Raw genomic sequence first — 23,884 nt, 5'->3', positions numbered from 1 at the left:
CGGGGCGGGAGGGTGGGCTTGGGGGGCTTCGCCGGGCGGGGCGGCGGGGGCGCCTTCGGCGGTGTCATGGGGCGCGGCGGGGCCGTCGGTACCGGGAACGTCCGCATGTGCGGGCTCCAGGCGGTGCCCGGCTCCGGCGCGCCGAGAGAGGCCGGGAAGTCACTGCGCGACCGCTCGGGCCGTCTGGGCCCGGTCACACCGGCGGAGCCGTCGGCCGTACCGGCCGAGGACGAGGACGCCGGTCCGGCGGCACCGCGCAGCCCGTCCGACGACGGCTCGGGCTCCTCCGCAGCACCGTCGGGGCGAAGCGAGGCGGTCGACTCCGAAGCGGACTCCGGGCGCCGGGACGACAGGCCAGGACCGTACGGCGTCCGGGACGGCGTGACGCGGCCGGTCTCCCGTCCGGGCGACGCGAACGGCTCGGTCCGACGGTCCGCCTGTCCGGGAGACACGGGCGCCGCGGCGCGGCCGACCTCCCGCCCAGGAGACGCGAACGGCTCAATCCGGCGACCCTCCTGCCCGGGGGACACGGGCGGCACCGTCCGGCGACCCTCCTGCCCGGGGGACACGGGCGGCATCGGCCGACCCGGCTCCAGACCCGAGGCGGCAGACGGCGTGGCACGGCCTGCCTCCCGCCCAGAAGACGCCAACGGCTCGATCCGGCGGGCCTCCTGCCCCGGCAACGCGGACGGTACCGTCCGGCCCGGCTCCGGACCGGAGGTGTCAGGCGGGGTGTCCGGGAAGCGGGCCGGGGCCGGCGGTCGGGGCGGTGACGCGGTGGGCTCGCTCTGCGGGGGGCGGAGGTCGGGGTAGCGGGGACGCGTGATGCGTTCGGCGGACGTCTGGCGGTCGACCGCCCGGTCCCCCGGACCCTGTTCGCCCTGCGCCACCGCACCGCCCCGACTCGTCCGGTCATCACGACTCTGCTGCACGCCGGGCCGTCCCGGCAGCTGGTCCTGCCCGGTGGTGTCGGCCCTACCAGTGGATACGTCGGACCGCTGCGACCAGTTCACTCGGCTCGGCCGGTCGAAGAATCCCGGCCCGTCGGTCCGCCCGGACGCATCGGCCGCGGCCGCACCCGGCGTCTCACTCCCGCCGCCCGCCCCGTCGGCGTCCGGCGCGGGGTCGGGCGAAGGCCGTCGCGGGATCGGGGCGTGCCGCGCTTCCGTGCTCATGCGCCCCCCGTTTCCTCCTGCCCGGGCCAACTCCGCGTACCGGCCGGCGTGCTCCCCGGCGCGGAGACGTCCGCCCCCGGGCACGCATACCCGCACGTGCGGATCCGCATCCCGGCACGGGTCAGGCGCCCGGGGTCGTTCCGCCGTACGTGCGCGTCACTCTACGGGTTGTACGAGGGCGAACGGGAACCAGTCCGCGCCCCCGGGGCATCTGCCCGTATCGTCCCCCTACCCTGCGGTAATCCTGTCTGGCAGGCTTCGTTCATGACTGCGCGCGCCGCCGACCGGGCCCGTTATGACCGGGCCACCGCCCATCTGGACGCCCCTCTCGCGATCGTCGATCTGGAAGCCTTCGACGCCAACGCGGACGATCTCGTGCGCCGGGCCGGCGGCAAGCCGGTACGGGTCGCGAGCAAGTCCGTGCGCTGCCGGCACCTGCTGGAACGGGTCCTCGCGAAGGACGGTTTCGCCGGGATCATGTCCTTCACGCTCGCGGAGTCGCTGTGGCTCGCGCGCTCGGGGTTCGAGGACATCCTGCTGGCCTATCCGTCCGCCGACCGGACCCGGTTCGCCGAACTGGCCGCCGATCCCAAGCTCGCCGCCGCCGTGACGGTGATGATCGACGACCCGGCACACCTCGATCTGATCGACGCCGCGCGTGACGGCGGGAGCGAAGTGGTGCGGGTCTGCCTGGAGTTGGACACCTCGCTGAAGCTGCTCGGGGGTCGGCTGCGGGTCGGGGCCCGCCGTTCACCGCTGTACTCCCCCGCCCAGCTCGCCGACCTGGCGCGGACCGTGGCCCGGCGGCCGGGCTTCAAGCTGGTCGGAATCATGGGGTACGAGGGGCACATCGCCGGGGTCGGCGACGATGTCGCCGGCCGGCCGCTGCGCTCCCGCGCGGTCCGGCTGATGCAGGCCACCGCCCGCCGTGAGCTGGCCGAGCGGCGCGCCGCCGTGGTGCGGGCGGTACGGGCGGTGGCGCCGGACCTGGAGTTCGTCAACGGCGGCGGCACGGGCAGTGTGCAGACCACGGCGGCGGAGGACGCGGTCACCGAGATCGCGGCCGGGTCAGGCCTGTACGTGCCCCGGCTCTTCGACAACTACACGTCGTTCACCGGCCGTCCGGCCGCCCTGTTCGCCATGCCGGTGGTACGGCGGCCCGGTGTCGGGGTCGTCACCGTCCTCGGCGGCGGCTATCCGGCCTCGGGTGCCGCGGGCCCCGACCGGCTGCCGGTGCCGTACCTCCCGCAGGGGCTGTCGTACGACCCGCAGGAGGGCCCCGGCGAGGTGCAGACCCCGCTGCTGGGCTCCGCGGCGGACGATCTGCTGATCGGCGACAAGGTGTGGTTCCGGCACGCCAAGGCGGGCGAGCTGTGCGAGCGGTTCGCCGAGCTGCATCTGGTCGAGGGCGACCGGGTGACGGCGACCGTACCGACGTACCGGGGTGAAGGTCACACCTTCCTCTGACCCGTTCAACCCGTCGGCTTCCGGCCCACGGCTCGGATGCCGCTGGTGATCGCGTCCATGTCGGACAGCGGCGGTCCGTCCGGGCCGGCGTCGAAGACGAACCGGACGACGGCCGGGGCCGGGATGCCGGAGTGGGAGGGGAAGGCGAGGGACTGGACATAGCCGCCGGGTCCCTGGGCCGTCCTCACCCGCCAGCGCACCAGGTAGCCGTCACGGCCGGCGACCGCGACCCGCCCTGACTTGACGACCTGGTGGGACCGGATGCCGCCGAAGGGCCGCCGCCCGCCGGGATCGTGCCCGTACGCCGTCTCGGCCGCGTCCGGTACGTCCCGTTCGGCGACGGTGCGCGCGGAGGCGCCGTCGGCATCGGAGGCCGTACGGCTGATGACCTCGCCGTGGCGGCACCGGCCGGTCTCGGCCGGGCAGTGGTAGGTGCCGTCGGTGGTCATCACGATGTCGTTCTGGGCGAGGTCCGAGGAGCTGGTCCAGCCGGTGGGGACCGGCAGGGTGATGCCGTTGAGCTGGTCGACGACGAGCGACGGGGGCGGTGGGCCGGTGGGGGCGGTGTTGAGCGTGGTGTCCATGCCGTCGCGCACCTCGTCCGTGCGAAGCACGCTCGCGCCGCCGACGATCGCCGTCGCCAGCACGGCACCGGCGGATATCAGCGCGATCGCCTTGGCGCGTCCGGACGCCCCGGCCGCCGGGGTCGGCGGCGCGGGGAGGCCTGCCGGGGTGCGCCGGTGCTCGGTCCAGGTCCTGCCGTCCCACCAGCGCTCCAGGTGCGGGGCCTGTGGGTCGGAGTACCAGCCGGGCGGCGTCATGCTCACTCCCGCACTGTAGGGCGGGAGTCGAGACGGCTCCTACAGGGGTGTGACATAAGCCCCGGAGATCCCGCCGTCCACCAGGAAGTCGCTGGCGTTGACGAAGGAGGAGTCGTCGCTGGCCAGGAAGGCGACGGCGGCGGCGATCTCCTCGGCCTCTGCGAACCGGCCCAGCGGGATGTGGACCAGGCGGCGGGCGGCCCGCTCGGGGTCCTTGGCGAACAGCTCCTGGAGGAGGGGGGTGTTGACCGGCCCCGGGCACAGTGCGTTCACCCGGATGCCCTCCCGGGCGAACTGGACGCCCAGTTCCCGGGACATGGCCAGAACTCCACCCTTGGACGCGGTGTAGGAGATCTGCGAGGTCGCCGCGCCCATCCGGGCCACGAAGGACGCGGTGTTGATGATGGAGCCCTTGCCCTGGCGCCGCATGTAGGGGATGGCGGCCTTGCAGCACAGGTAGACGGAGGTCAGGTTGACCTCCTGGACGCGCTTCCAGGCCTCCAGGCCGGTCTCCAGGATTGAGTCGTCGTCGGGCGGCGAGATGCCGGCGTTGTTGAAGGCGATGTCGACGCTGCCGTAGGTGTCGTAGGCGGTCCTGAAGAGCGCCTCGACCTGTTCCGGGTCGGTGACGTCGACCTTCACGAAGAGTCCGCCGACCTCCTCGGCGGCGGCCTTGCCACGGGTGTCGTCGACATCGCCGCAGACGACGTGCGCGCCCTCGGAGGCCAGCCGCCGCGCGGTGGCGAGCCCGATGCCGCTGCCGGCTCCGGTGATGACGGCGGTACGGCCGACGAGTCGGCGGCAGACGGTCTCTTCGGTGGATGCGGTCACTGTGCGGGGCCCTCCGTGCTGATGAAGACGTTCTTGGTCTCGGTGAAGGCGGTGAGCGCGTCCGGGCCGAGTTCGCGGCCGATCCCCGACTGCTTGAAGCCGCCGAAGGGAGTCCAGTAGCGGACGCTGGAGTGGGAGTTGACGGACAGGTTGCCGGCCCTGACGGCTTGCGAGACGCGCAGGGCGCGGCCGACGTCACGGGTCCAGAGGGAGCCGGAGAGGCCGTAGTCGGTGTCGTTGGCGATGCGGATCGCGTCGGCCTCGTCGTCGAAGGGGATGACCGCGGCGACCGGGCCGAAGACCTCCTCGACGGCCACGCGCGCGTGCGGGTCGACGCCGGTGAGGACGGTCGGCGGGAACCAGAAGCCGGGGCCCTCGGGGGCCTTGCCGCGGATGCCGGGCGCGTCGGTGTCGACGTACGAACGGACGCGTTCCAGCTGGGCCTTGGAGATCAGTGGGCCCATGTCGGTCCTCTCGTCGGCCGGGTCGCCGACGGTGACGGACTCGATCGCGGGGGCGAGGAGTTCCAGGAAGCGGTCGTGGACGGGCCGTTGGACGAGGATGCGGGTGCGGGCGCAGCAGTCCTGCCCGGAGTTGTCCAGGAAGGACATGGGGGCGGCGGCCGCGGCGGCCTCGATGTCGGCGTCGGCGAAGACGATGTTGGGGCTCTTGCCACCGAGTTCCAGGGTCACGCGCTTCACCTGGTCGGCACAGAGCGCCATGATGCGCTTGCCGACGCCGGTGGAGCCGGTGAACACGATCTTGGCGACGCCGGGGTGGCGGACCAGGGCCTCGCCCGCGATGTCGCCGCGACCGGGCAGCACCTGGAAGAGGTGCTCGGGAAGGCCCGCCTCCAGGGCGAGTTCGGCGAGGCGGAGTGCAGTGAGGGGGGTGGTCTCGGCGGGCTTCAGGATCACCGCGTTGCCGGCCGCGAGGGCTGGGGCGGTGCCCCAGGCCGCGATGGGCATGGGGAAGTTCCAGGGAGCGATGACACCGACGACCCCGAGGGGTTCGAGGAGGGTGATGTCGAGGCCGCCGGGGACCGGGATCTGGCGTCCGGTCAGGCGTTCCACTCCGCCGGCCGCGTAGTCGAGCAGGTCCCGGACGTTGCCCGCCTCCCAGCGGGCGTTGCCGACGGTGTGCCCGGCCTCGCGGACCTCCAGCCGGGCGAGTTCCTCGCGGTGTTCGTCGACGACGACGGCGAAGCGGCGCAGCAGCCGGGCCCGGTCGGTGGGTGCGAGCGCGGCCCACCGCTGCTGAGCCTGGGCGGCCCGTCGTACGGCGGTGTCCACGTCCTGTTCCACGGCCCCCGGGACGGTCGCGATCACCTCCTCCGTGGCCGGGTTGAGGACGTCGAGTTCGTACTGGTGCGACAAGGGATGCCTCACATGCGTTCGAAGGAGCGGCGCAGCTCCCAGTCGGTCACCGCGGCGTCGAAGGCCGCCAGTTCGACGCGGGCCATGTTGCGGTAGTGCGCGACGACCTCGTCACCGAAGGCGGCCTTGGCGATGGGGCTGTTCTCCCAGAGCTCGGCGGCCTCCCGGAGCGTGGTCGGGACATGCGCGAAGTCGGCGGTGTAGGCGTTGCCGGGGCAGGACTCGGGGAGTTCGAGCTTCTGCTCGACGCCGTACAGCCCGGCCGCGACCAGGCCGGCGACGGCGAGGTGCGGGTTGACGTCACCACCGGGCAGCCGGTTCTCGAAGCGCAGCGAGCGGCCGTGGCCGACGACCCGGAGTGAACAGGTGCGGTTGTCGTGGCCCCAGGCGACCGCGGTCGGGGCGAAGGAGCCCGGCTGGAACCGCTTGTAGCTGTTGATGTTGGGCGCGTAGAGGAGCGAGAAGTCGCGGAGCGCGGCGAGCTGTCCGGCGAGGAAGTGCCGCATGACCTCGGACATGCCGTCCTCGGAGGCGAAGACGTTGGCGCCGTCCGCGTCCGTCAACGACAGGTGGATATGGCAGGAGTTGCCCTCCCGCTCGTTGTACTTGGCCATGAAGGTGAGGGAGACGCCCTCCTGGGCGGCGATCTCCTTGGCGCCGGTCTTGTAGACGGCGTGCTGGTCGCAGGTGACCAGGGCCTCGTCGTAGCGGAAGGCGATCTCGTGCTGGCCGGGGTTGCACTCGCCCTTGGCGGACTCGACCGTCAGGCCCGCGGCCGCCATCTCGTTCCGGATCCGGCGCAGCAGTGGCTCGATCCGCCCGGTCCCCAGCACCGAGTAGTCGATGTTGTACTGGTTGGCCGGGGTCAGCCCGCGGTAGTTGGCATCCCAGGCCGCCTCGTAGGTGTCCTTGAACACGATGAACTCCAGCTCCGTACCGACCTGTGCGGTGTAGCCGAGTTCGGCGAGGCGCTCCAACTGGCGGCGGAGGATCTGCCGGGGCGCGGCGACGACCGGGGAACCGTCGTTCCAGGCGAGGTCGGCGATGAGCATCGCGGTACCCGCGTTCCAGGGCACACGGCGGAGGGTGGCGAGGTCGGGATGCATGGCGAAGTCGCCGTAACCGCGGTCCCAGGAGGACATGTCATAGCCCTCGACCGTGTTCATCTCGGTGTCGACGGCGAGGAGGTAGTTGCAGCCCTCGGTGCCGTGGCGCAGGACCTCGTCGAGGAAGAAACGGGCGGCGAACCGCTTTCCCTGCAGTCGCCCTTGCATGTCGGGGAAGGCCAGGACGACAGTGTCGATCTCACCGCTCGCGACAAGGGTGTGCAGTTCCTCGACGCTGAGCGGGGGTGTGCGGTCTGCCACGGGAGGACTCCTTGGGCTTCATCGCGCTGTTGCGGCCGGGCCGGGAGCTCTAAGGTATTGGTGAGGACCATTGCTTGGGAAGGGGGTACGGCCATATGTCGCTGGATGCGGACGGCGCCCTCGACGACCCGTTGACGCCGGTGCTGCGACCGGTACGGGCGGGCAACGGCTTCGAGGAGGCGCTGGAGCAGATCCTCCAGGTCGTCCGGCTGGGCCTGGTTCCGGGCGGCGAGCGGCTGCCCGCCGAGCGGGAACTGGCGGAACGGCTGGGGATCAGCCGGGTGACGCTGCGCGAGGTGCTGAAGGTGCTCCAGGACCAGGGTCTGGTGGAGTCCCGGCGCGGCCGGTACGGCGGGACGTTCGTGCTGCCGCGCACCGACGCGGGCGGCGAGGACGAGCTGCGGCGCCGGATCGCCGAGGTCGACATCGAGGACGTGCTGCGCTTCCGTGAGGTGCTCGAGGTGGGCGCGGCCGGGCTGTGCGCGGCGCACGGGCTGACCGACGACCAGACAGGCCGCCTCCGGGAGGCCCTGGCCCGCACCCATGAGGCGCCGCTGGCGGACTACCGTCGTCTCGACACCCTGCTGCATCTGACGATCGCCGAGTTGTGCGGCTCCCCCTCTCTCACCGCCCAGTACGCGGGAGTACGGGCCACGGTCAACGACCTCCTCGACTGCATCCCGCTCCTGGTCCGCAACCTGGAGCACTCGCAGCGCCAGCACATCGCCCTGGTGGAGGCGGTCCTGGACGGGGACGCGGACGGCGCCCGGGAGATGATGCGGGAACACTGCGCGGGGACGGCCGCTCTGCTCCGGGGCTTTCTGGCGTAGCGGCCGGTCGTCGTGCCATAAAGGTGTGGACGCACACCTTTGAGGGAGGGGCCCATGGCCGGACGGCCACTGATCGGCGTGAGCACATACCTGGAGGCCGGGGCGCGCTGGGGCGTCTGGGAGCTGGAGGCGGCCCTGCTGCCGGCCGGCTACCCACGTCTGGTCCAGCGGGCGGGCGGCCTGGCCGCGCTGCTGCCGCCGGACGACCCCGGGCACGCGGCGGCTACGGTGGCCCGCCTGGACGGCCTGGTGATCGCGGGCGGCCCGGACGTGGAGCCGGTCCGCTACGGCGCCGAACCCGACCCCCGCACCGGCCGCCCCGCGCGTGCCCGGGACGCCTGGGAGCTGGCCCTGATCGACGCGGCGCTGACGGCGGGCACACCGCTGCTGGGGATCTGCCGGGGCATGCAGCTGCTGAACGTCGCCCTCGGCGGCACCCTCGTCCAGCACATCGACGGGCACGCGGAGGTGCCCGGTGTCTTCGGCCGCCACGAGGTGAAGCCGGTTCCCGGGACCCGGTACGCCGACACGGTCCCGGAGGAGACCGCCGTCCCCACCTTCCACCACCAGGCGGTGGACCGCCTCGGCAACGGCCTGGTCGCCTCGGCGTACGCGCCCGACGGCACGGTCGAGGCGATCGAACTCCCCGCCGACCGCGGCTGGGTCCTCGGCGTGCAGTGGCACCCGGAGATGGGCGAGGACCTGCGGGTGATGCGCGCACTGATCACAGCCGCGACCTGAGCGGCGCCGGGGCGGCGTCGACCTGAGCGGCGCCGGGGCGGCGTCGGTGCGCGCGCTGGGGCGGTCGCGGCCATGGGTTCCGCCCCCTCCGCCCCTACCTGTCCCCTCACCAGGGGGCTGCGCCCCCTTCCGCCCCCGCTTCCGGGGGCTGCCGCCCCCAGGCCCCCACTTCGGCCTGAACGGCCTCGTCCTCGAACACCGGACGGGCCGGCCGACCGGTGGGTGGGCGAGGGTCTCCGGCGTCAGCCGCGGGTCAGGGAAAGCAGTTCGCGCGCCGGGCCGGTCGGGCGGTGGCCCGTCGGCCAGACCGCGCGCAGGTCACGGCGCAGCGCGATCCCCTCCACCGGGATGCTGACCAGCCGTCTCATCGCCAGCTCCTCCCCCACCACCAGTTCGCTCAGCACCGCCGGGCCCGCGCCGCTGACCGCCGACGCCTTCACGGCTGTAGTGGACGACAGTTCGATCAGTGGGCGAGCCAGGCCGCCCAGTGCCGCGTCCAGGACCTGGCGGGTGCCGGAGCCGCGTTCGCGGAGGATCAGGGGGGTCGCCGCCAGTTCCTCGGCCGCCAGCGGGCGTCGGCGACGGGCCCAGGGGTGCGCGGGGGCCGTCACCACGATCAGGCGGTCGTGGGCTATCACCGCCGAGTCCAGGCCCTGCGGAACCGTCAGCCCCTCCACGAAGCCCAGGTCCGCCTCGTCCGCGAGCAGCCGTTCCGCCACCGCCGCCGAGTTGCCGGCGAGCAGGGAGACCGCCGTGTCGGGGCGCTGGGCGCGCAGTGCGAGCAGCCAGCCGGGGAGGAGGTACTCGGCGATGGTCATGCTCGCCGCGACCCGCAGGCGCGAGTCCCGTCGGTCCCGCAGCGCCTGCGCGCCCGCGTCGAACGCCTCCGCCGCCTCCACCACCCGTCGCGCCCAGTCGGTCACCAGCGCGCCCGCGTCGGTGAGCCGCGAGCCACGTGGTGAGCGGTCGACGAGAGCCACGCCCAACTGCCGTTCCATCGAGCGGATCCGGCTGCTGGCCGCCGGCTGGGTGATGCCGATCTCCCGGGCCGCCGCCCCGAGGCTGCCCAGCCGCGCCACCGCCAGGAGCAGCTCCAGCGCACCGAGATCCGGCACGCGATGCGCCAGCGTGCCGCCTGCCGTCCGACCCTCCGTCTCGCCCATAAGACCAGCTTATGCCCCCATAGGACCGGACTCCCTGGTCGCGGCCCCGCGTCGGGAGCACGGTGGGCTCATGGTCACCGCACTCAGGCATCTCGGCCCCAACTGGTACGCCTCCGTCATGGGCACCGCAGCCCTCGCCCTCGGCGGCGCCGCGCTCGGCGACGACGGCTTGCGTGAGCTCTTCGTCGGCGTCTGGGCACTGTCCCTGCTGCAACTCGTGGTCCTGCTGGCCGCCCGCGCCCTGCACTGGACCTACCATCCCGACCAGGCCCGCGCCCACCTCCGCGATCCGGCCATGGCCCCCTTCTACGGCTGCCTCTCCATGGCCCTGCTCGCGGTCGGCGGCGGTGCCCTCACGCTCGGGCGGGACTGGATCGGCGAAACCGCGGCCGTCGACCTCGACTCCGTGCTGTTCGTCGCCGGGACGGCCGTGGGGCTCGCGGCCGCCGTCGCCGTGCCGTACCTGCTGGCCGTACGGCACCGGGTCGAGCCCGGTCAGGCCACCCCGGTGTGGCTGCTGCCGCTGGTCGCACCCATGGTGTCGGCCGCGCTCGGCCCGCTGCTGGTCCCGCATCTGCCAGCCGGGCAGCCGCGCGAGACCCTGCTCTACGGCTGCTTCGCGCTCTTCGGGGTGAGCCTGCTGGCCACCCTGCTGATGCTCACGCTCGTCTTCGCCCGGCTGGTCACCAGTGGTCCGCTGCCCCTCGTGCTCATCCCGACGATCTTCCTGGTGCTGGGCCCGCTCGGGCAGTCCACGACGGCGGTCGGCGCCTTCGCGGACCTCGCCCCCGGGGTCGTACCGCCCCAGTACGCCACCGGTTTCGGCCTCCTCGCGGTGCTCTACGGCGTTCCGGTCATGGGATTCGCGATGCTGTGGCTGGCGCTGGCGGTCGCGCATGTGGTGCGGGCGCGGCGGCACGGCATGGGGTTCGCCATGTCCTGGTGGGCCTTCACCTTCCCGGTGGGGACGTGTGTCACGGGCGCCGCCGCGCTGGGGCGGCACACCGGTCTCGCCGTGTACGACTGGCTGGCGGTGGGTCTGTACGCCGTGCTCGTCGCCGGCTGGCTCGCGGCTGCCTCCGGCACCGTACGCGGGCTGCTCAGCGGCGAACTGCTCGCAGGGCCTCGTCCAGCACCCGTGGCGCCTCGGCCAGTGACGGCCCGTACCATGTCAGGTGCCGCCCGCTGACCAGGGCGCACGGCAGGCCGGGGAAGGCCTCCGGACCGTCGTCGGCGGTGAAGCGGTAGGGCTCGTCCGGGAGGACGACCAGGCCGGGCCGCGCCTCGATCAGTTCCTCGACCGCGATACGGGGATACCGCTCGGGGTGAGCGGCGTAGAGATTCTCGAGGCCGAGCCGCTCCAGGACATCCCCGGCGAAGGTGTCCCTGCCCAGGACCATCCACGGCCGCCGCCAGATCGGTACGACCGCCGTCGCACGGGGTCCAGCGGGCACCGGCGCGGACCAGGCCGCCTCCGCCTCGTCCAGCCAGCGGGGACGGCCGCTCACCCCGCACGCGGTCAGCACGCGGGCCAGCTCCCGGAACGCCTGGGGTACCTCCCGTACCTCTGTGACCAGCACCTCCACCCCGGCCGCGCGCAGTGCGTCGAGGTCGGAGGCGCGGTTCTCCTCCTCGTTGGCGATCACCAGGTCGGGGGCGAGGGCAAGGATCCGGTCGAGCTTGGGGTTCTTGGTGCCGCCGACACGGGTGACGTCGAGGTCGGCCGGATGGGTGCACCAGTCGGTGGCGCCGACGAGGACGTCCGGCGCGGACACGGCCACCGTCTCGGTGAGCGACGGGACCAGGGAGACCACCCTCATCAGCGGGGGCGGTCCTGGACCGCCTCGATGTGTTCCGCCACCGCCACCACGATCACCCGGGTGTCCGGGACCGTCGCCCGCCAGCGGTGGCGGACTCCGCCGGTCAGATAGAGGGTGTCGCCGCGGCCGAGGCGGTAGGCGCGGCCCTCGGCCTCGATCTCCACCGCGCCGTCGGCGACGTACATCAACTCGTCGTTGCGATGCTGGAATTCGCGGCCGGCGTCGTGGTCGCCGGTGAACTCGGAGGCGTGCAGCTGGTGGTGGCCGCGCACCAGGGAGCGCACCCTGGGTGCGAAGTCCGGTTCGGTGGCGTCGGCGCGTACGACGTCCACGCTGCACGCCGGGTCGGCGGCGGCGAGGAGTTCGACGGCCGTGGTGCGCAGGGCGTCGGCGACCTTCTCCAGGGAGGTGCGGCTGGGCCGGGCTCTGTCGTTCTCGATCTGGCTCAGGAAGGGCACCGAAAGGCCGCTGCGCTCGGCCACGACGGCGAGGGTGAGCTCCAGCGCGCGGCGGCGCCGCCGGACTGCCGCGCCCACCCGCACGGGCTGCTGGTCTTTGTGGTCGCCCATCGCTCCGGCTCCCTCCTTCGCTCGTCGTTCCGTCTTCCGGGTGCCCCGCTCGGGCCGGACCCCTTCGTTGGGTTCTCTGCACCCTACGCATGTTCGGCAAACCGTTTCAGGCGGGCGTCACATCCCCGTCACGTCGGGTGAGGGCGACCCTCACAGTTCGCGCCAGTAGACGAGCTCGCCGGACTCGCCGGGTGCGGACTCCTCCTTCGGGATGAAGACGCTGACCAGGAGGGCCGGGCGGCCGTCGGGGTCGGTGAGCAGCGTGGCCGACGGATTGGCGAAGGCGCGACTGCGGCCGGGGGTGCGCAGGCTCAGCCGGTCGGCCCGGCCGGAGGCGGGGTCGTAGGCGTAGGTCGACAGCTGCCGAAGTCGTTGCGCAGGCGCTGGCCCTCGATCAGGACGACGGGGCGCCCCATCAGTTCGACGCGTGAGCGGTCCCCGATGTTCCCGGCGGTGCCCCAGGCCAGGAGAGCCAGGTCGAGACGCTGATCCGGACCGGCCCGCCAGACGCTGAAGTCCCGCAGGTGGCGCGGAGTTGGCGGTCGGTGGCGCAGTCGGCGCGGTAGTGGCCGGTCAGTTCCACGGTGTCGCCGTGGACCGCGGTGATGTCCGGGGTGCCCTCGGCACAGCGGGACAGTGTGTGGGGCGCGTCGAACGCGCGGTCGGCCGTTCCGGTCAGCAGAGCGGTGAGGCTTGGGTAGTGCCGTAGCGCTATGTGGTTGGCCGGATCCTTTTCGTGGGCGAGGACTCATCCGCCGCTGCCGCCGGTGTGCAGGGAGGACTGGCTGGTGCCCGGGCCGAAGTCGTGGCGGCGGGTCCAGGTGCGCAGGTCGGTGGAGGTTGCGACGGCCGAACGGAAGCGGCCGTCGGCGAGGGTGGTGTGGTGGACGGCGAGGTAGCCGCCGCCGTACACCTCGGGTGGGTGATCTCGGCGGTGTCCATGGTGCGGCCGGTGTCGTCCCGTGCGCCGAAGACCGCGCCGTCCGCCGGCGTCACGTCCCCGGCGAGCGCCTCGAACCGGGAGGTGGCGACCGAGGCCGGCGAAGGCGAGGACGCCCGGGGCCACCCCGCGCAGCCACCAGGCCAGTGACAGATGCCGTACCCGCCCTGGTCGGCGCAGGTCAAACCCACGAGTGGGCCAGGTCACGAGATCTCCACAAGCCGCACCTCGGCACGGAGGCACCCCGCCGCTGTCAGTGCCGTGCGGCATGATGCGAGGCGTGACCGCACGACTGATGCTTCTCGACACCGCCTCGCTGTACTTCCGCGCCTACTTCGGCGTCCCGGACTCCGTGAGGGCGCCGGACGGCACGCCGGTGAACGCCGTGCGCGGGCTGCTGGACTTCATCGACCGGCTGGTCAAGGACCACCGTCCGGACCGGCTGGTGGCCTGTATGGACGCCGACTGGCGGCCGCAGTGGCGGGTCGACCTCATCCCTTCTTACAAGGCCCACCGCGTCGCCGAGGAACACGAGGCGGGACCGGACGAGGAGGAGGTGCCGGACACCCTCTCCCCGCAGGTGCCGGTCATCGAGGAGGTGCTGGACGCGATCGGTATCGCCCGGGTCGGCGTCGCCGGCTATGAGGCGGACGACGTGATCGGCACGTTCACCGCGCGCGCCGACGGCCCGGTCGACATCGTCACCGGCGACCGTGACCTCTACCAGCTGGTGGACGACGGGCGCGGGGTGCGGGTGCTGTACCCGCTCAAGGGCGTCGGCACGCTGCAGACGACCGACGAGGCGTGGCTGCGCGAGAAGTACGGGGTGGACGGACGCGGGTACGCGGATCTGGCGCTGCTGCGCGGCGACCCGAGCGACGGTCTGCCGGGCGTGCCGGGCATCGGTGAGAAGACGGCCGCCAAGCTGCTCGCCGAGTTCGGTGACCTGGCCGGGATCATGACCGCCGTCGACGACCCGAAGGCCAGGCTCACCCCGTCGCAGCGCAAGCGGCTGGACGAGGCCCGGCCGTATGTGGCCGTCGCGCCGACGGTCGTCCGGGTGGCCGGGGACGTCCCGTTGCCGGACGTCGACACCACGCTGCCGAAGGCCCCGCGTGATCCCGCCCGGCTGGACGCGCTGTCGGCGCGCTGGGGGCTGGGCGGCTCGCTGCACCGGCTGCTGCTGACACTCGGCGGGTGACTGTCAGAGAATTGTTCCGGCAAAACCCGCTCATCAAGTGTTCATGGAGGAGGTGTTAACTGGGAAGGAGATGCTAACTTAGGCAAACCTAACCAGTGGAGCAGGGAGGCCGGTCATGGCAGAGCGCCCGGGACGTAAGGCGCGTAAGCCCCATTCCGCCCAGGTGGTGCGCACCGAGCGGCTGAGCCCGCATATGCAGCGCGTCGTTCTCGGCGGTGACGGACTGGCCGGTTTCGCCGCGGACACCTGCACCGATCATTATGTGAAACTCCTCTTCGGTGCGGAAGGCGTCACCTATCCGGAGCCCTTCGACATGGAGCGGATCCGCGCCGAGTTCCCACGCGAGCACTGGCCCGTTACCCGGACCTACACGGTGCGTTCCTGGGACGCCGAACACCGCGAGCTGACCCTGGACTTCGTCGTGCATGGCGACGAGGGCCTGGCCGGCCCCTGGGCGTGCCGTGTCCAGCCCGGCGAGACGGTGCACTTCATGGGCCCCGGCGGCGCCTACGCCCCCGACGCGGACGCCGACTGGCATCTGCTCGCCGGCGACGAGAGCGCGCTGCCCGCGATCGCCCGCTCCCTGGAGTCCCTGCCCCCCGAGGCGAAGGCCTTCGCCTTCATCGAGATCTCCGGCCCCGAGGAGGAGCAGAAGATCGACTCCCATGTGGAGGTCGTCTGGCTGCACCGGGGCGAGCGGCCCATCGGCGAGGCCCTGGTCGCGGCCGTACGGGCGCTGGAGTTCCCGGAGGGCCGGGTGCACGCCTTCGTCCACGGCGAGGCGAGCTTCGTGAAGGAGCTGCGGGCGCTGCTGCGCGTCGAGCACCAGATCCCGCGCGAGGATCTGTCGATCTCCGGCTACTGGCGCCTGGGTCACAACGAGGACGGCTGGCAGGCCTCCAAGCGCGACTGGAACGCCCGTATCGAGGCGGAGCAGGAGGGCGGCGGAGCGGCGGCCGCCGCCTGAGAAGTTCCCGGAGGCCACGAGGCCGTACGCGGTCGGGCCGCGCGGCCTCGGGACCGGCGGCACCCGGAGGCGCCGCCGGTCCCGTGTCGGTCACACCGAACGCTGGTACGACCGGAACGTCCTGATGGACAGCCACACGGCCGCGACCGCCAGCGCCAGCAGCGCGCCGCCACGACCGAGCACCGCACCCCAGTCGGGATCCGCCGACATCGCCGAACGCCCGGCCACCATCGCCCAGTTGAGCGGATTGAAGTCGGCTGTGTGCCGCATCCAGCCCGGCATCCGGGACGGCGCCATGAAGGCGCTGGACAGGAAGGTCAGCGGCAGCAGCAGGAAGGTGTTGATCCCGATGATCGACTCCCGCTCCTGCACCAGCATCCCGAGCGCGTTGGACAGCGCCCCGAAGACGGTGCCGAGCAGTACGGCGGCCACCACCAGAACCGCGATGCCCCCGATCCCGCCCGGGTAGTCGGCGCCGCCCAGCAGCCCGAGCAGCACGATGATCAGCGACTGGCCGGCGGTGACCAGGCCGTTGTTCACCACGTTGCCGTTCATCAGCGCGGCCCGGCTGACCGGTGTGGTCAGGAAGCGGTTGAGGGTGCCGCGCTGGATCTCCTCCAACGTACCCATGCCCGCCCACATGTTGGAACTGAGGGCGCTCATCACGACCACGCCCGGCACCAGGTAGTCGAGATAGCTGGTGGTGCCGAAGCCGCCCAGCTCGACGACCTTCTTGAAGAGGTTGCCGAACAGGAACAGCCAGATCACCGGCTGGATCAGGGTGATGACGGCGTACGCGGGCTGGCGGGCGAACACCAGCAGCTGGCGCTGGGTCATGTACCAGGTCTGGGAGAGCGCGTTGCTCATCGGGCACCTCCGGCCGGGGCGAGCGTGTCGGCGGTGTCGGCCTCGGCGTAACGGCGGCCCGCGTGGCGCAGGTAGACGTCGTCGAGGGAGGGGCGGGCGACGGTCGCGGCCACCACGGTCACCCCGGCCCGCTCAAGAACGGCGAGCAGCGCGGGCATGGCGGCGGCGCCGTCGTCGGCACGGGCACTGATCCGACGGCCGTCGAAGAGCGTCTCGCGCACGCCCGCCAGTCCGGTCAGTGCGCCCGTGAGCAGGGTGCGGCCGGCCTCGCCGGGCGCCTCGCGCAGCTCCACATGGACGGCGTCGCCGCGCAGTTCGCCCTTGAGGGAGTCGGGGGTGCCCTCGACCACGACCCGGCCGCGGTCGACGATCGCGATCCGCTCGGCGAGCCGGTCGGCCTCCTCCAGATAGTGGGTGGTGAGCAGGATGGTCAGGCCCTCCTCGCCGGCCAGCCGGCCGATCTCGTCCCACATCGCGGTGCGGGCCTCGGGGTCGAGACCGGTGGTGGGCTCGTCGAGGAACAGCACCTCGGGGCGGTGGACCAGGCCGAGGGCCACGTCGAGGCGGCGCCGCATCCCGCCGGAGTAGCCCTTGACCTGACGCCCTGCGGCGTCGGTGAGGGTGAAACGGTCCAGAAGTTCGTCGACCCGGCGGTTCAGCGCGGCTCCGCGCAGGCCGTAGAGCCTGCCCTGGAGCCGGAGGTTCTCGCGGCCGGTGGCGACCGGGTCGGCGCCCGAGTTCTGGGCGACCACGCCGATCGCCCGGCGCACCCGGTCCGGATGGCGCAGCACGTCGTGGCCGGCCACGGTGGCGGTGCCCGAGTCAGGGCTGGCCAGAGTGGTGAGGATCTTGACGGTGGTGGACTTGCCGGCGCCGTTGGGCCCAAGGAGCCCGAAGACGGTGCCGGGTTCGACGGTGACGTCCATGCCGTTCAGCGCGGTGACATCACCGGGGTAGGTCTTGATCAGCTGGCGCGCCTGCACTGCGGGCGCACGGGTGTTCATGACAGGGCTCTCCTGATTGAGCGGATGACAGGGGATGACAGCTGATCCGCCTGAGGAGCGCCGGGCTATCCTGGGTGTGCCGCACCTCGATCGCCCGGATCTGCCTCACGGCGGATTCAGCTCGGGGTTCGAGACCCTGGCGGAGCTGCTGCAACAGCTCTGCCGGGGTCTGTTTCTGTTACTGGTCCACCTCCGTGAACTCCGGCGGGTACTCGCCGGTCTCATGGAACCGGCGCCAGCCCTCGACGCCCGCCAGTGAACCGTCCTGTATCTCCCGCACGAAGCCGCGGACCCATTCCGTCTGCGCCTCCAGCATGTGCAGGTGGTACTCGACCTCGACGATGAACAGCCGGGGCAGCGTCTCGTGCAGCTTCTCCAGCACGGCCCGGCCGCCGGTGACCTCCACCTCCAGGGAGCGCAGCCGCTCCTCCAGCAGGCGCGCGACCTCGTCGGGCGGCAGGGCGCCCAGCAGTGAGAGCGCCGTCTCGAAGATCGGGTACTCCTTCACCGGGACGGCCACCAGATCCGACAGCCAGTGGACCATCTCCTCGCGCCCGGCGTCGGTGATGCCGTAGACCGTGCGCTCCGGGCGGTTGCCCTGCCGCTCCACGTCGGCCACCTCTACGAAGCCGTGCTTCTCCAGGTTCTGCATGACCGTGTAGAGCGAGCCGTAGTTGATCCGGGTGCTGGTGTCCTTGCCCTGACGGCGCATGGTCTGGGCGATCTCGTACGGATGCATCGGCTTCTGCCAGAGGGTCGTCAGCACGACGAGCGCCAGAGGATTGCTGAGCTTGCGCCGCTTCGCCGCCATACCGAACCACCTCGCTTCCGAATATCCGTGGCCGAACATATCGCGTCTCCAGCGCGACCGTCAATACACACGATGTATCGCGTTCGGAGTGGCTTCGCAAGGGCGTGAGGACTTGGGCCCGCCCCGGATACGCCGGTGTGACGCCGTCGAAACAGCGCGTCCCTAATTTCTGTCGCCCGACAGGAAATCCGCCTGACAGGCAGGTACCGCCGTGACGACCACCGACGACCACTCCCTCAAGGAAACCGACGACCACTCCCTGGAGGAGTTCGGCTACCGCCAGGAGCTGCACCGCAGCCTCGGCCGGTACGCCTCGTTCGCCGCCGGGTTCTCCTTCATCTCCGTACTGACGACCGTCTTCCAGTTCTTCGCCTTCGGGTACGCCTTCGGCGGCCCGGTCTTCTTCTGGGCCTGGCCGGCCGTGCTGATCGGCCAGTTGCTGGTGGCCGCCTGCTTCGCCGAACTCGCCGGGCGCTATCCGATCTCGGGCGCGATCTACCAGTGGTCCTCACGTCTGTCCAACCCGTCCTTCGGCTGGTTCGCCGGCTGGATCATGGTGATCGGGCAGATCGTGGTGGTCGCGGCGGCGGCCCTGGCCCTGCAGATGGTGCTGCCGGCGCTCTGGTCCGGCTTCCAGCTCGTCGGCACGGACTCCGCGCCCACTTCGGCCGACGGAGCCGCCAACGCGGCCGTCCTGGGCGTCGTCCTGCTGGTGCTGACCACCCTCGTGAACATCATGGACAACCGGGTGATGTCCGTGATCAACCGGGTCGGGGTGACCGCCGAGATCATCGGCGCGGTCCTGATCATCGTGCTGCTGCTCACCCACTCCAAGCGCTCCCCCGGCATCACCTTCCACACCGGGACGGCCGCCGAGGGAGGCCTGCTGGGCGCCCTGCTGGTCGGTTCGTTCACGGCCGCGTACGTGATGATCGGCTTCGACAGCGCGGGCGAGATGAGCGAGGAGACGCACCAGCCGCGGCGGACGGCGCCGCGCACGATCCTTACGGCGCTCGGGGCGGCGGGGCTGCTGGGCGGCCTTGTCGTCCTCGGCGGCCTGCTGGCCGCGCCGAGCCTGACCGACGGGCGGCTGGGAGTGGACGGGCTGAGTTACGTCCTGACCAGCAGCCTCGGCGACGGGGTGGGCCGGGCGCTGCTGGCCGACGTGGTGGTGGCCATCGGGGTGGCGACGCTGGCGATCCAGACCGCGGCCTCTCGCATGCTGTTCTCCATGGCCCGTGACGGGCAACTGCCGTTCGCCGGCCGGCTGGCGCGGGTCAATCCCCGTACGGGGATGCCAGGAGCGCCGGCCGTGGTGGTCGGGGTGCTGGCCGCCGTGTTGCTGCTGCTCAACTTCGCCTCGCCGGACGCGTTCCTGGCGATCGGTACGACGTGCATCGTGATGCTGTATCTCGCGTACGCGATGGTCACCGGACCGCTGCTGGTGCGGCGGCTGCGGGGGGAGTTCCGTGCCGAGGGCACGGACGAGACCGGGGCGGCGTTGTTCTCGCTGGGGTGGTGGGGGGTGCCGGTCAACGCGGTCGCGCTGCTGTACGGGCTGGTGATGTCCGTGAACCTGGCCTGGCCTCGGGGGGCGGTGTACGACCCCAGTGGGGGCCACTGGTACTTCCGGTGGTTCACCGTCCTCTTCCTGGCGGTGACGGTTGGACTGGGTGCCTTGTGGCGGTTGACCCGGGCCGAGCAGCGGGCGGCGGTGGCCGTGCCGGAGGCGGCCTAGTGATCTGGTCTTGAGTTCACGTCCCGCCACATGCCTCGTCGGCGTCACATCACCCCCGTGCGACCGAACAGCGTCAGAAACGATCAGACGTCGCAAGATCTGAGGGTGTATGAGAATCAACTATTGCCTGATCAAGCCCAACAGCTATCATCGGTGACGACATTTCAGCCAAGTGCGCCCCTCGTATGCCGCTGTCCGCTCGCAATACGCCCCTGCACGGCGACCGACGTCGACGCACGCTTGGCATCACGGCCAGAAGTGGGAATTTCTTGCGGAGGCTCGGGCTATGACAGCAAGTGGCGTTGAGGTCGGGACAATAACTCCGGACATGCTCGCTTGGAAGGGCTCTGCCCAGGAGGCTCTGGAGCAGCTGTCAGAATCACAGGGCACTCAGGAACTGCTGCATCGTGCGCACGATCTTTGGTGCGGGCGGGACTGTGATCGCAGTACGGCGTGTACTTTCCTGCACTACCCGCGAAACCCGGCGACAACTGTCCGCCCCTCGGCCATGAGGTCGCGTTACAACAAGCAGACCGCTCATCTGTACGCCGTCATGGGGGGAAAAGGCTACGTAGGCCCGGTCACACAGCGCCACCGCGTGAATGTGTGGCCGTTACTGGACAAGGTCGTAGAACAGTGGGACACGGCCGGAGGGCGACGCGGCAGGAACCCTGCAAACTACTCCGACTGGACAAAGAAGCATGATGTCAAGGCTGCTGACACGGTGTCACGCGCATGCCGTGACACCATCCAGTGGATGGCCTGTTGGTGTGGTGAGCGGTATGGCGCGGATCCGCTGGGCCTTCACTACATAGCCTTCGCCACCATCATCGACGACATCTGCATCCCCCCGCTCGATCTGGTCAATGGCCGCTTCCGCATGTACGGCCGGTCCGTACCTGACCTGGTGCAGGCGATGGAGGCGGCCGACTGGGGGCGTGACGCGACCCATGCGTTGCTGTCGCTGGTCCGGCAAGCGGTAGTCCAGTACGCGGAGAAGATGGACTTCCACCCGGGGAACGAACAAATCGGCCTGCATGCCGAGCTGAGCGACTCGCCGGACATGTGGGACGGGGTCATGTTCCGAGGTAACACCGGAAATGCCTATGGCACCGCCATCATGGTCGCCCGGAACAGCGGAACGGGCCCGGTTTCCTTCAACTGGCTCATGGACAGCGCCATTTGCGACTGCCTCTCCATGGATCTGTGCAAGTCGGCGCTCGGCATCTACTCGGTGGACAACCATCAGCCGACATCAAATGAAACCCGGTCGGAGGAAAGGAAGGCAAGCTACCGGTCGATCTACCTCGACCTCATCGACGACCTGGTCTTCTCCGGTGCACCAGAGCCATTGGTTCACTTCGGCCGCAGCGGCTTCCTCTTCGTGCAGATTCAGGACCGTTACCAGGAACGCCGACATGGAAGGCGATTCCCGCTGGCTCCGCCGATGGCCCGCGAGCTCGAGCGGCTCTTCGGCAAGGTGCCGACAGATGAATGGCTCGAGAAGGTATTCGATGCGGCAAGGCGACATCGGATCGCCGAGTCGTGCGGTCACTCCCTCCACCAGAGTGCGCGGCCGGAGACACAACCGACGAGGCTCCCCGCCTGAACAGGCGAGAGAGCAAGCACCTCGGGAGCCGACCTGCGGCGCAGGAACCGCTGGACGAGCGCCGAGCGAGCCGGGCACGCCACGGCCCTCGTATGCTTGATCGGATGAGACGCCGTGCTCCGTCCCCGCCCTCTCCCCTGCCGCAGCGCGAGGGAGTGGATGCGGTGCGGGTGCGGTTGCCTGCCGGGCACGCGTGGGCGACCGTGCGGGATCATCTCGTGGCGCGGCTCGCGGCCGAGGCCGGGGTGATCGACGGAATGCTCGACGCGGGGCAGATCGTGGACGTCCACGGGCGTCCGGTGCCGCGGGACATGGCGTACGTGCCGGGGATGTTCGTCTGGTTCCACCGGGAGCTGCCCGCCGAGGAGCAAGTGCCCTTCGCGGTCGAAGTCCTGTACCAGGACGAGCACGTGGTGGTCGCCGACAAGCCGCACTTCCTGGCCACCACACCGCGTGGCAGCCATGTCGCCGAGACGGCCCTGGCACGGCTGCGGAGGCAGTTGGGCGCCCCGACGCTGGGCGCTGCGCACCGGCTGGACCGGTTGACGGCCGGGCTGGTGCTGTTCACCGTGCGGCCCGAGGAGCGCGGCGCGTACCAGTCGCTGTTCCGGGACAAGCGGGTGGCGAAGGAGTACGAGGCCGTGGCGCCGTACGACCCCGCGCTGGTCCTGCCCCGTACCGTGCGCAGCCGGATCGTCAAGGAGCGCGGGGTCGTGGCGGCTCGCGAGGTCGGCGGCGAGCCCAACGCCGTCACCCGGATCGAGTTGCTGGAGCACCGGAACGAGCGTGCCCGGTACCGGCTGATGCCTCGTACCGGGCAGACTCACCAGCTGAGGGTGCACATGAGCGCGTTGGGGGTGCCGATCCTCGGCGATCCTCTCTATCCGGTGGTCACCGGCCCCGTGGCGGCCGGTGACTTCCGTCGTCCGCTCCAACTGCTGGCGCGGGTACTGGAGTTCACCGACCCGGTCACGGGGCGTGACCACCGGTTCGTCAGCCCGCGTGTGCTGCGGGCCTGGTCGTCGTACGAGGAGTGGGCGGCATAGCCCTTCCGGTGCCCGGTCGGCTCAGTTGCCGCGCCACCATTCCAGGATGCGCCGGAACACGCCCGGCCGGCGGGCCGGTTCGGGTGCCGACGTGGGCTCGCCGGCCGGGATGGGCGGCTCCGGAGCCTCGGGCAGTGGCTGCTCCGTGCCGGTCTGCCGGCTGTTCGGGCGCTGCAGCGGCACCGGGTTGACAGCGGGCCGCTGCATGATGTCCTGCTGGGGCTTCGGTGCGAACGTCACCGGCAGTTCCACCAGGTGCCGGTTCGAGATGGACGACCGCCAGCGCAGCTCGTGCTCTTCGCAGGCGAGTTGGACGTCCGGAACGCGGGTCAGCAGCGCATCGACGCCGACGTCGGCGATGGCGCGGCCGATGTCCTGACCCGGGCACTCGTGGGGGCCGCCGCTGAAGGCGAGGTGGGAGCGGTTGCCCTGCATGTTGGCCCTGAGGTCGGGGCGGACTCGCGGGTCGACGTTGCCCGGTGCGATACCGAGGAGGAGTCCGTCGCCCTTGCGGATGCGCTGTCCGCCCAGCTCGGTGTCCTGCTTGGCGAAGTAGGCGAACACGGTGCTGAACGGCGGCTCGTCCCACAGGGTCTGCTCGACCGCCTCGGGCACAGTCATCTGGCCGCCGTTCAGCTGGGCGCGGAAGCCGGGGTCGGTGAGCACCACGCGCAGCACGTTGGCGAGGAGATTGGCGGTGGCCTCGTAGGCGGCGAGGAGCACCACGCGCAGGTGTTCCCTGACCTCGTCGTCGGTGAGTCCGGCCGGGTGCGTGACGAGGTGGCTGGTGAAGTCCTCCTGAGGCCGGGCGCGGCGGCGGGCGGCGAGCCGGCCAAGGACGTCCATGACGTAGGAGTGACTGGCGAGCGCGGTCTCGCTGCCCTTGAGACAGTCGCGGGCGGCCTGCACCAACCGGTCGCCGTACTCCTCAGGCATGCCGAGGATCTCGCACATCACCGCCATCGGCAGGTGCTCGGCGAACTGACCGACCAGGTCCGCGGTGCCCTCCTCGCAGAATTTGTTGACGAGGTACTGCGTCGCGCGGTTGATGTGGCGGCGGATGCCCCGGTGGTCGATGGTCGACATCGCGCCGGTGACCGCGCCGCGCAACCGCAGGTGCTCGTCACCCTCGGCGTGGGCGCAGATGGGCTGCCAGGCGAAGTGCGGCATGAGCGGGTGGTCGGGCTTGACCATGCCGTCCCGCATCGGGGCCCACAACCGGTTGTCCTTGCAGTACTGCGAGGGGGTGCTCACCATGTGCATGTTCTCGCTGTGGCCGAGCACCACCCAGATCGGCACGTCGTCGTGGAGCAGCGCGGGAGCCACGGAGCCGTGTTCGGCGCGGAGTTTCTCGTACACGGCTCCCAGGTCCTCGGCCTCGGCGCCGTAGAGCCGGCGCAGCCCGCCGGGGCCCAGGCCGTGTGCGGGGCAGCCGGGGGGCGGCCCGAGCGAGGGGTCGTCCGTACCGGTCAGGGAGTTGGATTCAGGCGTCACTGTGATCGCTCCGGAACTGAAATGGATCTGCGGATTGCTGATTGCTG

At 71.3% G+C, this 23,884-nt stretch carries 21 protein-coding genes; 9 read left to right on the top strand and 12 right to left on the bottom strand.

What is annotated here, in order from left to right:
* The first annotated feature begins 1,439 nt into the window (after positions 1–1,439).
* The gene (locus ACZ7OO_RS16120; protein ID WP_471505230.1) at positions 1,440–2,642 is read left to right on the top strand and encodes an amino acid deaminase/aldolase; all 1,203 of its coding nucleotides are present in this window, start codon (positions 1,440–1,442) and stop codon (positions 2,640–2,642) included.
* 5 nt (positions 2,643–2,647) lie between these two features.
* On the opposite strand, the gene ACZ7OO_RS16115 is transcribed toward ACZ7OO_RS16120, so the two are convergent.
* From ACZ7OO_RS16115 to ACZ7OO_RS16100, 4 genes are read right to left on the bottom strand one after another with little or no spacing between them, the layout of a single operon-like run.
* Positions 2,648–3,463 (bottom strand): DUF2510 domain-containing protein, encoded by an 816-nt coding sequence (locus ACZ7OO_RS16115; RefSeq protein ID WP_471505558.1) that lies wholly within the window; start codon positions 3,461–3,463, stop codon positions 2,648–2,650.
* Between the two features lie 39 nt (positions 3,464–3,502).
* Positions 3,503–4,294, bottom strand: a complete 792-nt coding sequence (locus ACZ7OO_RS16110) for a 3-oxoacyl-ACP reductase (RefSeq protein WP_471505229.1) — start codon at positions 4,292–4,294, stop codon at positions 3,503–3,505.
* Positions 4,291–5,670: an aldehyde dehydrogenase family protein gene (locus ACZ7OO_RS16105; protein WP_471505227.1), complete on the bottom strand. Its 1,380-nt coding sequence runs from the start codon at positions 5,668–5,670 to the stop codon at positions 4,291–4,293. Before ACZ7OO_RS16105 ends, ACZ7OO_RS16110 begins: the two co-directional genes overlap by 4 nt.
* Positions 5,671–5,678: 8 nt before the next feature.
* Entirely contained in the window at positions 5,679–7,037 is a 1,359-nt protein-coding gene (locus ACZ7OO_RS16100; protein ID WP_471505226.1) for a glutamine synthetase family protein, read from the bottom strand.
* A 95-nt stretch (positions 7,038–7,132) separates the two neighbouring features.
* Between ACZ7OO_RS16100 and ACZ7OO_RS16095 the strand changes: the two genes are divergently transcribed.
* Both ACZ7OO_RS16095 and ACZ7OO_RS16090 read left to right on the top strand, forming a co-directional pair.
* A complete protein-coding gene (locus tag ACZ7OO_RS16095; RefSeq protein WP_471505225.1) occupies positions 7,133–7,867 on the top strand; it encodes a FadR/GntR family transcriptional regulator in 735 nt (244 codons plus the stop codon).
* 54 nt (positions 7,868–7,921) lie between these two features.
* Positions 7,922–8,608: a gamma-glutamyl-gamma-aminobutyrate hydrolase family protein gene (locus ACZ7OO_RS16090; protein WP_471505224.1), complete on the top strand. Its 687-nt coding sequence runs from the start codon at positions 7,922–7,924 to the stop codon at positions 8,606–8,608.
* A gap of 242 nt (positions 8,609–8,850) precedes the next feature.
* Here ACZ7OO_RS16090 and ACZ7OO_RS16085 read toward each other — a convergent pair whose 3' ends face one another.
* A complete protein-coding gene (locus ACZ7OO_RS16085; RefSeq protein ID WP_471505222.1) occupies positions 8,851–9,771 on the bottom strand; it encodes a LysR family transcriptional regulator in 921 nt (306 codons plus the stop codon).
* Between the two features lie 70 nt (positions 9,772–9,841).
* Between ACZ7OO_RS16085 and ACZ7OO_RS16080 the strand changes: the two genes are divergently transcribed.
* Complete coding sequence (locus ACZ7OO_RS16080; protein ID WP_471505221.1) at positions 9,842–10,960, top strand: TDT family transporter; 1,119 nt, start codon at positions 9,842–9,844, stop codon at positions 10,958–10,960.
* On the opposite strand, the gene ACZ7OO_RS16075 is transcribed toward ACZ7OO_RS16080, so the two are convergent.
* From ACZ7OO_RS16075 to ACZ7OO_RS16065, 3 genes are all read right to left on the bottom strand, one after another.
* Positions 10,872–11,591: a helical backbone metal receptor gene (locus tag ACZ7OO_RS16075; protein WP_471505219.1), complete on the bottom strand. Its 720-nt coding sequence runs from the start codon at positions 11,589–11,591 to the stop codon at positions 10,872–10,874. The genes ACZ7OO_RS16080 and ACZ7OO_RS16075 overlap by 89 nt on opposite strands.
* Positions 11,591–12,160, bottom strand: a complete 570-nt coding sequence (locus ACZ7OO_RS16070; RefSeq protein WP_362721681.1) for a helix-turn-helix domain-containing protein — start codon at positions 12,158–12,160, stop codon at positions 11,591–11,593. Before ACZ7OO_RS16070 ends, ACZ7OO_RS16075 begins: the two co-directional genes overlap by 1 nt.
* A 748-nt stretch (positions 12,161–12,908) precedes the next feature.
* Positions 12,909–13,307 carry a hypothetical protein gene (locus ACZ7OO_RS16065; RefSeq protein WP_471505218.1) on the bottom strand — a complete coding sequence of 133 codons (399 nt, stop codon included), beginning with the start codon at positions 13,305–13,307 and terminating at the stop codon, positions 12,909–12,911.
* Between the two features lie 64 nt (positions 13,308–13,371).
* Between ACZ7OO_RS16065 and ACZ7OO_RS16060 the strand changes: the two genes are divergently transcribed.
* Together ACZ7OO_RS16060 and ACZ7OO_RS16055 are read left to right on the top strand one after the other, a co-directional pair.
* Positions 13,372–14,301 (top strand): 5'-3' exonuclease, encoded by a 930-nt coding sequence (locus tag ACZ7OO_RS16060; RefSeq protein ID WP_471505216.1) that lies wholly within the window; start codon positions 13,372–13,374, stop codon positions 14,299–14,301.
* A 115-nt stretch (positions 14,302–14,416) separates the two neighbouring features.
* Positions 14,417–15,268, top strand: a complete 852-nt coding sequence (locus ACZ7OO_RS16055; protein WP_471505214.1) for a siderophore-interacting protein — start codon at positions 14,417–14,419, stop codon at positions 15,266–15,268.
* 90 nt (positions 15,269–15,358) lie between these two features.
* Here the strand turns inward: ACZ7OO_RS16055 and ACZ7OO_RS16050 are convergent, their stop codons facing one another.
* The 3 genes from ACZ7OO_RS16050 to ACZ7OO_RS16040 form a co-directional block, all read right to left on the bottom strand.
* Positions 15,359–16,135, bottom strand: a complete 777-nt coding sequence (locus tag ACZ7OO_RS16050) for an ABC transporter permease (RefSeq protein ID WP_471505213.1) — start codon at positions 16,133–16,135, stop codon at positions 15,359–15,361.
* Positions 16,132–17,139 (bottom strand): ATP-binding cassette domain-containing protein, encoded by a 1,008-nt coding sequence (locus ACZ7OO_RS16045; RefSeq protein WP_471505211.1) that lies wholly within the window; start codon positions 17,137–17,139, stop codon positions 16,132–16,134. Before ACZ7OO_RS16045 ends, ACZ7OO_RS16050 begins: the two co-directional genes overlap by 4 nt.
* Before the next feature lie 178 nt (positions 17,140–17,317).
* Positions 17,318–17,950 (bottom strand): PadR family transcriptional regulator, encoded by a 633-nt coding sequence (locus ACZ7OO_RS16040; protein WP_471505209.1) that lies wholly within the window; start codon positions 17,948–17,950, stop codon positions 17,318–17,320.
* Between the two features lie 211 nt (positions 17,951–18,161).
* Here ACZ7OO_RS16040 and ACZ7OO_RS16035 point away from each other — a divergent pair, with 211 nt between their 5' ends.
* From ACZ7OO_RS16035 to ACZ7OO_RS16025, 3 genes are all read left to right on the top strand, one after another.
* Positions 18,162–19,688, top strand: coding sequence for an amino acid permease (locus tag ACZ7OO_RS16035; protein WP_471505207.1), 1,527 nt, complete (start codon positions 18,162–18,164; stop codon positions 19,686–19,688).
* Between the two features lie 508 nt (positions 19,689–20,196).
* Positions 20,197–21,297, top strand: coding sequence for a hypothetical protein (locus tag ACZ7OO_RS16030; RefSeq protein WP_471505205.1), 1,101 nt, complete (start codon positions 20,197–20,199; stop codon positions 21,295–21,297).
* 104 nt (positions 21,298–21,401) lie between these two features.
* Positions 21,402–22,343 (top strand): RluA family pseudouridine synthase, encoded by a 942-nt coding sequence (locus ACZ7OO_RS16025; protein ID WP_471505203.1) that lies wholly within the window; start codon positions 21,402–21,404, stop codon positions 22,341–22,343.
* Between the two features lie 21 nt (positions 22,344–22,364).
* On the opposite strand, the gene ACZ7OO_RS16020 is transcribed toward ACZ7OO_RS16025, so the two are convergent.
* Positions 22,365–23,837 carry a cytochrome P450 gene (locus ACZ7OO_RS16020; protein WP_471505201.1) on the bottom strand — a complete coding sequence of 491 codons (1,473 nt, stop codon included), beginning with the start codon at positions 23,835–23,837 and terminating at the stop codon, positions 22,365–22,367.
* Between the last annotated feature and the right edge of the window lie 47 nt (positions 23,838–23,884).

The sequence above is a fragment of the Streptomyces sp. NPDC111744 genome (assembly GCF_055634995.1).
This window is presented reverse-complemented; position numbering and strand designations above follow the sequence as displayed.